10 protein-coding genes are annotated in these 13,854 nt (G+C 72.0%); 6 read left to right on the forward strand and 4 right to left on the reverse strand.

The window, feature by feature from the left end; all coding sequences use genetic code 11:
* The first annotated feature begins 76 nt into the window (after positions 1 to 76).
* The 3 genes from AB0E91_RS15195 to AB0E91_RS15205 all read left to right on the forward strand — a co-directional run bounded on the left by AB0E91_RS15195 (position 77) and on the right by AB0E91_RS15205 (position 2,604).
* Entirely contained in the window at positions 77 to 1,093 is a 1,017-nt protein-coding gene (locus AB0E91_RS15195; protein WP_361781321.1) for a winged helix-turn-helix domain-containing protein, read from the forward strand.
* Between the two features lie 9 nt (positions 1,094 to 1,102).
* On the forward strand, positions 1,103 to 1,609 hold the full coding sequence (locus AB0E91_RS15200; RefSeq protein ID WP_361780679.1) for a glutathione peroxidase: 507 nt from the start codon (positions 1,103 to 1,105) through the stop codon (positions 1,607 to 1,609).
* An 80-nt stretch (positions 1,610 to 1,689) separates the two neighbouring features.
* Entirely contained in the window at positions 1,690 to 2,604 is a 915-nt protein-coding gene (locus AB0E91_RS15205) for a helix-turn-helix domain-containing protein (RefSeq protein WP_361780682.1), read from the forward strand.
* A 157-nt stretch (positions 2,605 to 2,761) separates the two neighbouring features.
* Here the strand turns inward: AB0E91_RS15205 and AB0E91_RS15210 are convergent, their stop codons facing one another.
* The 3 genes from AB0E91_RS15210 to AB0E91_RS15220 form a co-directional block, all read right to left on the reverse strand.
* A complete protein-coding gene (locus tag AB0E91_RS15210) occupies positions 2,762 to 2,953 on the reverse strand; it encodes a DUF397 domain-containing protein (RefSeq protein ID WP_161182085.1) in 192 nt (63 codons plus the stop codon).
* Between the two features lie 188 nt (positions 2,954 to 3,141).
* The gene (locus AB0E91_RS15215) at positions 3,142 to 3,999 is read right to left on the reverse strand and encodes a helix-turn-helix transcriptional regulator (RefSeq protein ID WP_361780685.1); all 858 of its coding nucleotides are present in this window, start codon (positions 3,997 to 3,999) and stop codon (positions 3,142 to 3,144) included.
* Positions 4,000 to 4,200: 201 nt separating this feature from the next.
* Positions 4,201 to 4,947, reverse strand: a complete 747-nt coding sequence (locus tag AB0E91_RS15220; RefSeq protein WP_361111612.1) for a GPP34 family phosphoprotein — start codon at positions 4,945 to 4,947, stop codon at positions 4,201 to 4,203.
* 180 nt (positions 4,948 to 5,127) lie between these two features.
* Here AB0E91_RS15220 and AB0E91_RS15225 point away from each other — a divergent pair, with 180 nt between their 5' ends.
* From AB0E91_RS15225 to AB0E91_RS15235, 3 genes are all read left to right on the forward strand, one after another.
* Entirely contained in the window at positions 5,128 to 8,622 is a 3,495-nt protein-coding gene (locus tag AB0E91_RS15225; protein ID WP_361780690.1) for a D-alanyl-D-alanine carboxypeptidase, read from the forward strand.
* Between the two features lie 249 nt (positions 8,623 to 8,871).
* On the forward strand, positions 8,872 to 10,911 hold the full coding sequence (locus tag AB0E91_RS15230; protein ID WP_361780693.1) for an MFS transporter: 2,040 nt from the start codon (positions 8,872 to 8,874) through the stop codon (positions 10,909 to 10,911).
* 175 nt (positions 10,912 to 11,086) lie between these two features.
* Positions 11,087 to 12,202, forward strand: a complete 1,116-nt coding sequence (locus AB0E91_RS15235) for an ADP-ribosylglycohydrolase family protein (RefSeq protein ID WP_361780696.1) — start codon at positions 11,087 to 11,089, stop codon at positions 12,200 to 12,202.
* Here the strand turns inward: AB0E91_RS15235 and AB0E91_RS15240 are convergent.
* Positions 12,187 to 13,728 (reverse strand): sodium:solute symporter family protein, encoded by a 1,542-nt coding sequence (locus tag AB0E91_RS15240; protein WP_361780699.1) that lies wholly within the window; start codon positions 13,726 to 13,728, stop codon positions 12,187 to 12,189. The genes AB0E91_RS15235 and AB0E91_RS15240 overlap by 16 nt on opposite strands.
* Positions 13,729 to 13,854: the final 126 nt, after the last annotated feature.

A 13,854-nucleotide genomic window follows, 5' to 3' on the forward strand; every position in this document is an offset into this window, starting at 1 on the left:
CCCTGGCCCGCGCCGATATTGTTTCGCCGGTGCGCGAAAGGTCGTGCGGAGGAGCCGACTTGAGGTGGTGGCCGACTTGGGGTGGTGGCAGCTCGACGCCGACACGCTCGCGCGCGGGCGGTTCGTCATCTCGCCGCTCGCCGAGACCTTCGCCGCGCTGTGGCTGCTGCACACGGGGAGCGGTTCGCATCCCGGGGAGCGGGAGTGGCTGCGCGCCCATCTCCCGCGCTATCAAGCCCTGCTGGCCGAAGAACCGGTTACCGCACGCCTCGTGCGGGCCGGGCTGGGCCGGAACTGGACCGCCGACTTCCTGACCCCCACGCCCCGCCCCGGCGAGGACTTCGCCACCGAGGTCGCGCGGGTACGGGCCGCCCGTCCGGCCGACGCCCGCGCCCAGCTGCTGCTGTCGGTCGAGGGCCCGCTCCCCGCCGTACTGGAGCGGGACGACCTGCCCGAGCGGGCGGCCGCGCTCCTTGAGTGGGTGTGGGCGGAGACGGTACGGCCCACCTGGGAGCGGCGCCGGAAGGTGCTGGAGGCGGATGTGCTGGCGCGCACGGCACGGGTGAGCCGGGACGGCTGGGCCGGGGTGCTCGACTCGCTCCGGCCCGGGCGGACGCGGTGGCTCGGGGACAGCCGCCTCCAGGTCAACCTGTACGCGTATCCCCCGCGCGACATCTCGGGCGCCGCGCTGGCCCTCGTCCCGGTGACCCCGCAGCGCGGCGGCTGGGTGGCCTGGGAGGACGGGCAGCGGTACGCCATGGTCTACCCGTGCTCCGGCTCCCTCGCCTGGCACCGCGAGCGCCCGCTCCCCGCGGGCCTGGGCGCCCTGCTCGGCCCGGCCCGCGCGGGCGTCCTCCTGCTGCTGGACTCCCCCATGAGCACCACCCAGCTCACGGCGGTGACCGGCCAGACCCTCGGCTCGGTCGGCCGCCATCTGAAGGTGCTGCGGGAGGCGGGTCTGGTGGTACGCCGCCGGGCGGGCCGCTCGGTGCTGTACGAGCGCACGGCGGCCGGGGACGGGCTGGTGGCGGCGGGACGGCTCACCAGTGACAGGGGCGAGCCGGGCGGCACGGGCCCGCATCCCCCCGGTTAGCATCCGCCCATGACGACAACCGATGACAACACCCCCGTACTGGACACCCCCATCGGCGCCCTCCAGGGCGGCGAAGCCGGCCTCGCGCGCTACGCGGGCGGCCCCGTCCTCATCGTGAACGTGGCCTCCAAGTGCGGGCTGACCCCGCAGTACACGGGCCTGGAGCGGCTCCAGGAGCGCTACCGCGACCGCGGCTTCACCGTGGTCGGGGTGCCCTGCAACCAGTTCATGGGGCAGGAGCCCGGCTCCGCCGAGGAGATCGCGGAGTTCTGCTCGGCGACGTACGGCGTGACCTTCCCGCTGACCGAGAAGGTCGAGGTGAACGGCGCCGACCGGCACCCGCTCTACGAGCGCCTGGTGGGCTTCGCGGACGCCGAGGGGCACACCGGCGACATCCGCTGGAACTTCGAGAAGTTCCTGATCGGCCGCGACGGCGGCGTCGTCGCCCGCTTCTCGCCGCAGACCGAGCCTGAGTCGGCGGAGATCGTGGCCGCGATCGAGACCCAGCTCGGCTGACGGTTGACCTTGCCCCTGGGGCAGGGCCGAATGTCGCTGTCGCCGGGCGGAGGAGCCGCCCGGCGACGGAGGAAGGCATTGTGGACGAGGAGCCGCTGACCAGCGCGGACGACGAACCGCCGGCCACCGCGGACGACGAGTTGCTGACCATCGGCGCGTTCGCCGCGCGGTCCCGGCTGTCGCCCAAGGCGCTCCGGCTGTACGACCGGCGGGGCCTGCTCGCCCCGGCCCACGTGGACGACGCCACGGGCTACCGCTACTACCGTGCGGCGCAGGTCGAGCGTGCCCGCCTGGTGGGTCTGCTGCGGCAGTTGGACATGCCGCTGGCCCGGGTCGCGGGGGTGCTGAAGGCCGAGGGGCTGGAGGCCGCCGACCGGCTGGACTGGTACTGGGCGCACGTGGAGGCCCGGATCGCCGAGCAGCGGGTCCTTGTCGCCGAACTCCGTGACCGGCTGTGCGGAGGGACTGCGGAGATGGACGCGAGGTTCACGGTCGAGACGGTGGACATACCGGAGCGGGCGGTGCTCATCGAGTCGCGGCGACCGTTGGTGGAGGAGCTGCCGACCTGGGTCACGGAGTCGCTGGACCGTCTGGAGGCGGTGGCCAGGGAGTGCGGGGGCGTGGCGGGCGATCCGTTCGTCGTGTACCACGCCGAGGTGCCGCCGGAGAGCGGGCCGACGGAGAGTGACGGGCCCGTCGAGGCGTGTGTGCCGGTGGCGGACGGGGCGGCGGCACGTGAGTGGGCCGCACGGCACTACGACGGCCCGGGGACCGTCCGGGTACAGGTGGAGCCGACGGGGAGGCTGGCGCGTACCCGGATCGTCAGGGATCAGGTCACCCTTCCGCTGTTCGTGGCCGCGTTCGAGGCGGTGGAGCGGTGGGTGGAAGCGGCCGGTCTGGAGATCACCGGGCCGGGCCGTGAGGTCTTCTTTCCGGAGCGGGTGACCGCCGGACCGCAGGACCCGGCGTGCGAGGTGGCGTACCCGGTGCGCTGAAGTCGGCCCGGTACGCCCTCGGTCGGTATCAGTGCGCGGAGCCCCTCGGCAAGGACGGCGTCTGGCCGAGAGGGCTCCGCGGGGTGCTGTTTCGCGCGTGGCCGTCGAAGCATCGGTCGCGCTTCCACGGAGGCGGAGAAGGACCCGGGAGGGGTCCTTACGCCTTGACCGAGGCCACGAAGGTGTTCCAGGCCGCGGCCGGGAAGGCCAGCACGGGCCCCTCGGTGACCTTGGAGTCGCGAACGGCGAGTTCGGCGGCGGTCGGCGACTTGACCTCGACGCAGGCGCCGTTGCCCGCGGAATAGGAGGACTTCATCCACGTCTCCGAAGCGCCCTGAATCAGTGCCATGTCCACTCCTGTTGCGAGTTGCGGTGGTGCGGTTCACGCCAACCCTGTCGATCGATTGGCGTGATCGACGCTACCCGGCAACAGCCGTTCATGGATGGGCCGTTCACCCGAGCGGATGGCATATTCCAAACGCGCCTCCGCCCGGATGGCCCGACGGTGTACGATCCCTCGCCGCGTGTCCGGCGGCGTCAGTCCGCGAAGTTTTTGGCCGCCTTCGCGATGAACTCCCGGGAAAGTTCCACACTGAGGGACTGTGCCCGCAAATGCTCGTACATCACGGCGTACTTCTGCACGTCGGGCGCCTTCTCCAGATACAGGTCGCTGGTGACGCCCTCCAGGTAGACCACGCTGGAGTCGGCCGCGTCGGCGAACTCGAGGATGGCGTACTGGCCGTTGAGCCCCGGGTGGGCGCCCGCCTCGAACGGCAGGACCTGCACGGTGACATGAGGCAGCTGGCACATCTCGATGAGGTGCTCCAGCTGCTCGCGCATCACCAGCCTGCTGCCCACCACCCGGTGCAGCGCGGCCTCGTCCAGGACGACCCACAGCCGCAGCGGGGTGCCCTCCGCGGTGACCCGTTCCTGCCTGCGCATACGGACGTTGACCCGCTTGTCGATCTCGGCGGTCGAGGTCTCCGGCAACGCCCCGCGCACCAGCGCCTCGGCGTACGCACGGGTCTGCAACAGGCCTGTCACCAGCTGGGGTTCGTACACCCTGAGCGACTGCGCGTCCGTCTCCAGGCCGATGTACACGCTGTACGGGATGTCGCCGAAGGTGTGCCACCAGCCCTGCTGGCGGGAGTCTCGGGCCATCTCCATCAGCGAGTCGACGACCCGCTGATCCTCGACCTCGTAGACCCCGCACAGGTCGCGCACGTCGCGCTGGCTGATGCTGCGGCGGCCGTTCTCCAGCCGGCTGATCTTCGACTGCGACACGAGCAGGCGGTCCGCCACCTCTTCGGCGGTCATGCCCTTCGCTTCACGGAGTCTGCGCAGCTCCTGGCCGAGACGGCGCCGCCTGACAGTGGGATTGACATTGGACGCCACGGTTAGCGCACCTCCGGCTGCCTGCCTGTTCCTGACACTTTGTGTATCTGCTGTTGAGCAGACTGCCACCAAGGTGCTTTCTACCGCTGGAAAACATCGGATATGCGGCGCGTACGCGCCAGTTCGGACATGATTGGGGTGAACGGCATGGCGGTGGGGCGACGTTCGCCCCACCGCCATGCCATCGACCGTGCGAGTGGATCAGTGTGCGGCCGCCCGCGCCATGGGGCCGCGATGCGGCTGCATCGGCACCCCGTGCGCCGGTTCGGCCCGCGCGGGACCGCTCGGCCGGGGCGGCCCGGCCTGCCCCCGGCGCGGCTGCACCGCGACGCCGTTCTGCACGTCCATGACGGCATGGGCCACGAGCCCGCCCATCGGGTCGTGCCGTATGAGGTCGCGCAGCCGGGAACGGGACGAGCGGCCCTCGTTGCCCGGGTAGAGGTGCTTGCCGAGACCGACGGCGTGCGCCAGCGCGGCGAGCGCGGCGGTCCGTGGGTCCGGCGGTACGCCGGTGCGGATCGCGGCGTCCAGGCGGGCGCGGATCTCGCGGCTGATCGCCGTGTCCGTCGCCTGGTACCGCGTCGTCGGCAGCACCCCGCACATCTGGCCTGCCACCGCGGCGACCATTCCGCACCGTTCGAGGTGTGAAAGGTAGGTCTGGCGCAGGCCCAGTCGTGGGCCGCCGATCCAGTGGACCGCCCGTACCGGAGCGCCGCGCCTGCGCAGCAGCTCCAACGCGCTGTCCAGAGTTGGATCTCCTGTCGGCCGTGGCACCACCACGGCGATACGATCCCCGTCTGGGGCTATCCGTCCGGCCAGCGCCAGCTCCACTAGCTGTGCACCGGCCAGACCGAGGTCGAGCGACTGCGGCTGCGCAGTGGTACCCGTGGCCGGGTCCAGTGCGAGCAGCAGAAGCTCTTCCGGAATTGTTCTGCGGCTCCTGCCCATCCATGCCTCCCCGCGTGGATGAATGACAGGGTGACGCCTCTCACATTCATCTGTCGAGGGTGCGTGCCCGGTTCATGGGGGAACCGGTAGGTATGTCGTTCTCGTCTACCACCTTGGGCAAGCCCCCACACAGGACACTGGTACATGGTTCGGACAGGGCGCGCGGCGAGCGTGCGGCGCATGGAGGAGGCATCGGTGGCGGGCGAGTCCCCCGACAGGTCGAAGCAGGGAAACTCCGTCGGTTCGGCGGAGGGGGTGGATTCGGCCGGGTCCGAGGAGAGGTCCGCGGGCGCCTCCGGTGCGGGTGCGGGTGCGGGTGACGAGGGGTTCGCCTCCGGCGCGGCCGGGGACAAGGACTCGCGGGGGGCCGCCGATACCAACTCCGTTGAGGGCGGGGACGACGAGGCTCCTCGGGGGACCGGCGAGGCTGCCGCCAAGGCTCCGGAGGGGGCTGCGGGCGCCTTGGGCTCCGGCCGCTCCGAAAGCGCCGGCGACAACGTTTCCGCAAGCGCCTCCGAGGACGCCGGTAACGGCTCCGCCGGGGGTTCCGGGCGGGACGCCGGGGGCTCGCGCGACGCGGCCGAGGACGGCGACTCCGTCTCCGGCGCGGCCAAGGGTGCTTCCGCTGCGCGCGCCGATGACGCCCCCGAGAGCGACGGCAAGCCGTCCGCCGAGGGCTCTGCCGCGAGCGGCAACGATTCCGCTGGCGCGGCCAAGAGCAGCGGCTCTGCCCCCGGGGCCGCCGACGCGACCAGGAAGGCTTCCGCCTCGCGCGCCGCCGATGCCTCCGAGGACGACGCCAACGAGGCTGCCGCCAAGGGTGGTTCGGCCTTGGGTGCCGACGAGGATTCCACCGGGGCGGCCATGAGCGGCGGTGCCGAGGACTCCGCCCTGGACGCCGGTGACGCCACTGCCCCCGAGTCGGGGTCTGCCGACCGGTCCGCAAACAGGTCGGTCCCCGCCGGAAAGCCCGAGGGCAAGTCCGCCGCCGCTGCCGCGCCCGGCTCCGGCTCTGCCGAGCGGAAGGCCGACGCCGCGTCCAGCTCCGCCGAGCGGAAGGCCGAGGACGAGCCGACCTCCGACGCCAAGTCCGGCTCCGCCGCCGAGGCCGACAGCAAGTCCTCCGACAAGGGCGCCTCCGGCGTTGACTCCGGCTCTGCCGAGCGGGAAGACGACGGCAAGCCCGGCTCCACCGGCAAGACCGCCTCCGGTGCCGCCGAGCGAAAGGCCGACGCCCAGTCCGCCTCCGCCGCCAAGGCCACCAACCGCGCCGACAAGGCCGACAGCAAGTCCGGCCTCGCCGAGCAGGAGCCGCAGGACCAGGCGACCCGGGGCACCAGCCCCGCCGGCGCCTCCAAGGTTGGGCCGACTGACGAGTCCGCCGCCGACACCGAACCCCGCTCCGCCGCGCGGAAGGCCGAGGACGAACCGACTTCTGCCGCCGAGCCCGCAGACAAGCCGACCCTGGCCGGGACGCCCGCCGCCCAGGCCGACAGCAAGGCCACGCCTGGCTCCGCATCGGTCTCCGACGGCAACGCTGCCCGCGCCTCCAAGCCGGAACTCTCGGACAAGCCCGCCGCTGGCGCCACTTCCGGCACCGCCGACAAGCCCGAGGACAAGTCGGCCCCGACCGGGAAGCCCGGCATCGACGGCAAGTCCAGCCCCGCGGACGACACCGACCGCAAGGCCACTCCCGCCTCCGAGTCGGCCCCGGCCGACAGGTCCAACCAGGCTGCCCCCGGCGACAAGTCGGCCTCCGCCAGGACACCCGAGGGCAAGACCGCCCCCGCCTCCGAGCCGAAGCCTGCCGACAAGCCCGACAACACGAAGTCCGGGGACGAGCCGATCCCCAGCTCCAAGCCCGGCCCCGCCGACAAGGCGGACAGCAAGTCGACCCCTGCCGACAAGGCCACCCCCACCGCCAAGCCCGACGGCAAGTCGAGCCCCGCCGGTCAGCCGGACAGCAAGCCCGGCCCCGCCGACAAGGCCGACGACAAGTCGACCCCTACTGACAAGCCCGGCGCAGCCGACAAGCTCATCCCCACCCCCCAGCCCGCCCCCGACGACGACAAGCCCGCCACCAAGCCGGCCCCCACCGACCAGCCCACCACCACCCTCCGCGCGCCCAAGTCGCCCAAGTCCCCCAAGGGCGGCGGCGACCAGCCGACCACCACGCTTCGCGCGCCCTCTCCCGCCAAGAAGCGGGACGTCGATCAGCCGACCACCATGCTGAAGATCGGCGGGAAGACCAAGGAGCCGGAGGCCGAGGCCGAGGCCGAGCGGACGAGTAGGTTCGTCGCGCTCAAGGGGGACATAAGGACCGCCGCCCCGGCAGAAGAGACGCGGACCGTGCCGGTGGTCGGGCCGGAGCGGACGACGCAGCAGCCGTTGCCGCCGAAGCCGCCGCTGGATCTGCTCGCCGAGCTGACGAACACACCGCCCCCGCCGGAGACCCCGGTGCGGACGCTGGTGCGCAGGGTCAAGATCTGGACCCCGCTGGTCCTGCTGCTGATCGTGATCCTCGGAGTCGTACAGGCCGTGCGGCCGCTGCCCCGGCCCACGCTCGACCTGACCGCGAAGGACACGTACACCTTCGAGGGCGGGAAGGCGGACATCCCGTGGCCCGCCGAGGGCCAGGCCGCGCTGGACGTGCAGGGCATCGGCACCTTCGGCTCCTCCGGCTCGGACAAACCCGTGCCGACCGCGAGTGTCGCGAAGGTGATGACCGCGTATCTGATCCTGCACGACCACCCGCTGAAGAGCGGCGAGGACGGCCCGAAGATCAAGATCGACAAGACGGCCGAGTCGCAGTCGAACGCGGGCCAGGAGTCGACGGTGAACGTCACCGCGGATGACGAGATCACCCAGCGCGAGGCGCTGGAGGACATCCTGCTCGCGTCCGCGAACAACATCGCCCGCCTGGTCGCCCGCTGGGACGCCGGGTCCGTGGACGCGTTCGTGGCCAAGATGAACACCACGGCCAAGGGCCTGGGCATGTCGAACACCAAGTACACCGACCCCTCCGGCCTGACCGACTCGACGGTCAGCACCGCCCGGGACCAGGTGAAGCTGGCGAAGGCCGCCATGGCGTACCCGGCGTTCCGCGAGGTCGCGGCGATGATGTCGTACACCGACTACAAGGGCACGTACCACTCCAACTGGAACCAGCTCGTCGGGCACAACAACGTCGTCGGCATCAAGACCGGCACCACCACCTCCGCCCTCGGCAACCTGGTCTTCGCCGCGAAGAAGGACGTGGACGGCCAGACCCGGCTGATCATCGGTGCCGCGATGCGCCAGCCCCCCGCCAAGTCCGACAACTCGATCCTCACCGGCGTCCTGAACGCGGGCGACGCGCTGATCCGGGCCGCGCAGGGCGCCCTGAAGTCGGCGACGGTCCTGAAGAAGGGCACGGTCGTCGGGTACGTGGACGACGGGCTCGGCGGCCGTACCCCGGTCGAGGTGACCGAGGACGTGAAGGCGATCGGCTGGGCGGGTCTGAAGGTGAAGCTGTCCTTCGCCGGCGGCACCGTCCCGCACACCGCGAAGGCGGGCACGAAGGTCGGCACGCTCACCGTCGGTGACGGTTCCGCCGGTGCCGTCCAGGTGCCGGTCGCGCTCCGCGACGACCTGGCCGAGCCCGGCCTCGGGAGCAAACTGACCCGCCTGGGCTGAGCGCCCGCACCACCCGGCACCCCGCACCCCGCCGCATGTGTTCCCGCCCGGGAGCCGTGCGGCGGGGTGCGTGCTAGCGTCACGAAACGGGGCAGGTCACCGGTCACGGGACAAGGCCGCGCAACGGGACGACTCCCGGCGGGAGCACCGGAAACAGGTGGCCGGGAACAGCAGACGGGACACGGGGAGTGCCTTCAGGTGGCCACAGCCGAGCCGACACGCGCCGACGACACCGGGGGCGGTGTTCGCATGAGCCCTGAGCCCCGCACGAACCACGCCGGGACCGACAGCACCCGTACCGACAGCCCCCGTACGGACAACGCCGGTACGGACAACGCCGGTACGGACACCGCCACGCGGACCCCCGGACCCGCCGACCCGCCCGCCGAGGGCCTTCCGGCCTGGCGCCGTTGGCCCCACGAGCACCCCGTCCTCTTCATCACCGCCCTCGCCGCCGTGCTGCACGTGATCTGGTTCTTCACGTCGGCCAACAGCGGCGGCGACCTCGCGGCGCAGGACGCCTGGGCGGAGTTCGTCGGCCGGCACCCGGACTCGGCGTACAACCTGGCCTGGTACGGCGGGATGCACCCGGTGTCGTACAGCGTCGTGTCGCCGTATCTGATGTCCGTGCTCGGTGTGCGGACCACGATGATGATCGCGGGCACGTTCTCGGCCGGGCTGCTCACCCTGATCCTGGTGCGCGGCCGGGCGGTGCGCAGGCCGCTGTGGCCCGCGCTGGCCGGGGTGTTCGCGCTGATGGGCAACGCGGCCTCGGGCCGGGTGACGTTCGGGCTCGGCACGATGTTCGCGCTCGGCGCGGTCGCGGCGGTGTTCTGCTGGCCGTACCAGGGCCGGTACGCGAGCTGGGCGAAGGCGCTGGCGGCGGCCCCGCTGGCGCTGCTCGCCGGAGTGTTCGCGCTCCTTGCCGGTGCGGTGTCCGGCTGGGTGGCGTACGGCCTGGCCGCGCTGTTCGGGATCGGCGCGGTCGCGGTGCTGCTGTACTGGCCCTACGAGGGCCGCTACAAGCGCTGGGCGAAGGCGCTGGCCGCCGCGCCGCTGGCCGCGCTCGCGACGATGTCCTCGCCGGTGGCGGGGCTGTTCGTGGGCCTGGTCGCGGTCGCGCTGTTCCTCCAGAAGCGGCGGCCGGGCGCGTGGGCGCTGGGGCTGGCGCCCGCGGCGGTGGTGGCCCTGTCGGCGTGGCTGTTCCCGTTCTCCGGCACCCAGCCGATGACGTTCGGCTCGGTGGTCATGCCGCTGCTGTACGGGCTGCTGTGCGTGGTGCTGGTGCCGCGCGAGTGGGTGACGGTCCGGCTGACGGCCGGGGTCTACAGCGTGGCCGTGGTGCTGGTGTGGCTGATCAGCTCGCAGATCGGCACGAACATCTCGCGGCTGCCGATGCTGTTCGCGGGGGCGACGCTGGTGGCCGCGCTGCCGTTCGCGGTGCCGCGCACGCACAAGTGGTACGCGCTGGTGCTGGCCGTCGCCGGGTTCGTGGGCTGGATCGGCTTCAAGTCGGCGGAGGACGTGATCCACACGACCCCGGCCGCGTCCTGGGCGCATGAGCTGGCCCCGCTGGTGAACGAGCTCCAGCAGGTGGGCGCGGAGAAGGGCCGGGTGGAGGTCGTACCGGCCCGCTCGCACCGCGAGGCGTCCGCGCTCGCGCCGTACGTGAACCTGGCGCGCGGCTGGAACCGCCAGGCCGACATGGAGCGCAACCCGCTCTTCTACGACGACACCCTGAACTCGGCCAACTATCACGAGTGGCTCCAGCGCTGGGCGGTGCACTACGTGGTGCTGCCGAAGGCCGACGACCCGGACGGCGACGGCGGGCAGCGCGAGCGGGAGCTGGTGCTGCGCGGGATGCCGTATCTGAAGCAGGTGTGGGGGAACGCGAACTGGCAGCTGTACCGGGTGACGGACCCGGTGCCGCTGGCCGCGCCGAACGCGGTGGTCCTGCGGGCCGAGCAGGGCGAGATGACCCTGAAGGTGAGCAGGGCGGGCCGGGTCCTGATCCGGATTCCGTACTCGCCCTGGCTGAGCGTGGTGGACGAGCGGGGCAAGCCGCTGAAGCCGCCGCAGGAGACCGAGGCGTCCAAGGAGCGGGCGGACGGCGTGCCGAAGACGTACGTCAACGTCAGCGGCTGTCTGGCGGAGACCCCGCAGGACGCGCAGGGCGACGCCTGGACGGTGCTGCTCGCACCGCGGGCGGGGACGTACCACCTGGCGGCGCCGTACCAGCTGCCGCGCGGGACGCCGTGTCCGGAGGAGCTGAAGGCCGCCAAGGGGTGAGGCCCTGACCCTCGCACCGGTTCACACCGGCTCACAGGTGTGAACGCGAAAACAAAGCGTTCACACCTGACCGGTAATGGCCTGGCGAGGCCGGTTTGCGCGGCTGATCGGACCGTTCGTGGTCCATTACAGTGCTGCCCGTCGGCCGGACGCGAGGTGCCGTGAGGGGGTCTGCATGGGTGCGACGAGCGGCGCCGTCTGGGGTCGCACCGAACAGCAGGACTTCCGCAGCCGGGTGCGCGGCACCCTGCTCGGCATCGCGCTCGGGGACACGCTGGGTGCCCCTGTGGACGTGCTCGGTCTTGACGAGATCCGGTCCGCGTACGGCGCGGAGGGCGTGCTCGACCTGGGCTTCGCCCACGGGCGGCGCGGCGCGGTCACCCACCACACCCAGCTCACCCTGTTCACGGTGGACGGCCTGATCCGCGCACAGGTCCGCCGGGACACCGGTGCCTGGCATCCGCCGACCGATCTGCACCGGGCGTATCTGCGCTGGCGGGCGACCCAGCGGGACTGGGGCCCCGACGAGCGGCGCAAGGAGGACGGCTGGCTGGCCCGCGAGGAGTGGCTGTACGCCCGCAGGGAGCCCCCGAGGTCGCTGCTGAGCGGCCTCGGCGACGAGGTGATGGGCACGCTGGAGCGGCCGAAGAACCCCGGCGAGCTGGGCCCCGAGGCGGTGGCGCGCTCGGGCCCCTTCGGCCTTCTGGTGGGCTGGGAGCCGCAGCTGGTGGCGCAGTTGTCCGTCGAGTGCGCGGCGCAGACCCACGGCCATCCCGTCGCGTGCCTGGCGGCCGGGGCGTACGCCGTGATCGTGCACGCCCTCGCGCGCGGCGAGGACCTGGACGCGGCCGTGTGGAGCGCGGTGGCGCTGCTGTCGGCGCGGCCGGGCCACGAGCCGGTCGTGGAGGCGCTCCAGCACGCGGTGAACGCGGTACGCCTTGGCCCGCCGAACCCGGTGCGGGTGGAGGAGCTGGCCGGGGACGGCACGGCGGACGGGCTGCTCGCGGCGGCCGTCTACTGCGCGCTGGCCGCCGACGACGTACGCCTCGGCCTGTGCCTGGCGGTGAACCAGTCCGGTCCCTCCGCCGCCGCCGGAGCCCTCACCGGGGGCCTCCTCGGCGCCCTGCACGGCGAGACGGCCCTGCCCCCGGCGTGGCTCGCCGAGTTGGAGGGCCGTCCCACGATCCTGGAGCTGGCCGACGACTTCGCCATGGAGATGACCCAGGGTCCGGCCCTGCACAGCCCGGCGGGTTCGGCGCCGGGGTGGCTGGCGCGCTATCCGCGTGCCTGAGCCGGGGCGGGTACGGCGGCCGCCGCGTCACCATCCGTGTTGATCCGCTCGATGACCGCCAGCCGTTCGGGGGTGTCCTCGGGCTTGATCAGGCCGATGACGATGTAGAGGACCAGGGAGACGGCGAGCGGCACGGAGACCTGGTACTGGAGCGGGACTCCGCCCTGGACGTGCCAGCTGATCGGGTAGTTGACCAGCCAGAAGGCGAGCAGTCCGGCGGCCCAGCTGGTGAGCGCGGCCGTGGGTCCGGAGCGGCGGAACGGGCGCAGCAGGCCCAGCATCATGGGGATGGCGATGGGGCCCATCAGCCCGGCGACCCACTTGATGACGACCGTGATGATGTCCTTCAGGGCGGGCGAGTCGACCTGGGTCGCGACCGCCATCGACAGGCCGAGGAAGACCACGGTGGTCACCCGGGCCGCGAGCAGCCCCACCCGCTCGCCCCACACCCGCGCCCGCCGCCACAGCACGGGGACCACGTCCCGGGTGAACACGGCCGCGACGGCGTTGGCGTCGGAGGAACACATGGCCATGGTGTGCGAGAAGAAGCCGACGACCACGAGCCCCAACAGGCCGTGCGGGAGGAGCTGTTCGGTCATCAGCGCGTAGGAGTCGGAGCCGTCGGGCTTCTGTGCCGTCACCAGGAGCGGGGCGAGCCACATCGGCAGGAACAGCACCACGGGCCACACCAGCCACAGCAGCGCGGAGAGCCGGGCGGAGCGCTCGGCCTCGCGGGCGGAGGCGGTGGCCATGTAGCGCTGGGCCTGGTTGAGCATGCCGCCGTTGTACTCGAAGAGCTTGATGAACAGGAACGCCAGCAGGAAGACGGTGCCGTAGGGGCCCGCGAGCGGCTGGTCGTGGTCGTGCAGGGCGGGTTGGTCCCAGGCGTCGAGCAGGCCGATGTGCCGGTCGCTCAGCTTCACCGCGACGGCGACGAGCATCGCGATCCCGGCGAGCAACTGGATGACGAACTGGCCGAGTTCGGTGAGCGCGTCCGCCCACAGGCCGCCGATCGTGCAGTACACGGCGGTGATCGCGCCCGTGATGAGGATGCCCTGGTTGAGGGAGAGTCCGGTGAACACCGAGAGCAGGGTGGCGATGGCGGCCCACTTGGCACCCACGTCCACGATCTTGAGCAGCATCCCGGACCAGGCCAGGGCCTGTTGGGTGCGCAGGTCGTAGCGGTTCTTCAGATACTCCAGCGGGGAGGACACGCCCAGCCGGGAGCGCAGGCGGTTGATCCGGGGCGCGAAGAGCCGGGAGCCGATGGCGATGCCGATCGCGATGGGCAGCGCCCAGGTGACGTAGGAGGTGACGCCGTAGACGTAGGCGATGCCCGCGTAGCCGGTGAACATCACCGCGCTGTAGCCCGACATGTGGTGCGAGATGCCGGACAACCACCAGGGCATCCGGCCGCCGGCGGTGAAGAAGTCGCCGACGTCGTCCACGCGCCGGTGCGACCAGACGCCGATGGCCACCATCACGCCGAAGTAGCCGATCAGCACTGCCCAGTCGAGACCGTTCATGTCTCACCCTCCAGCGTCCGCAGCCGGGTTCGGCGGTCAGGGATGTGAACTCCGGCTTAGACCATGGGGGTTGGGGTGCGGGGGCGTCGAGTCACGGGGAGGTAAAATCGTTCGTCGGGATGACCG

The sequence above is a fragment of the Streptomyces sp. NPDC026659 genome (assembly GCF_040638245.1).
GTDB lineage: Bacteria > Actinomycetota > Actinomycetes > Streptomycetales > Streptomycetaceae > Streptomyces.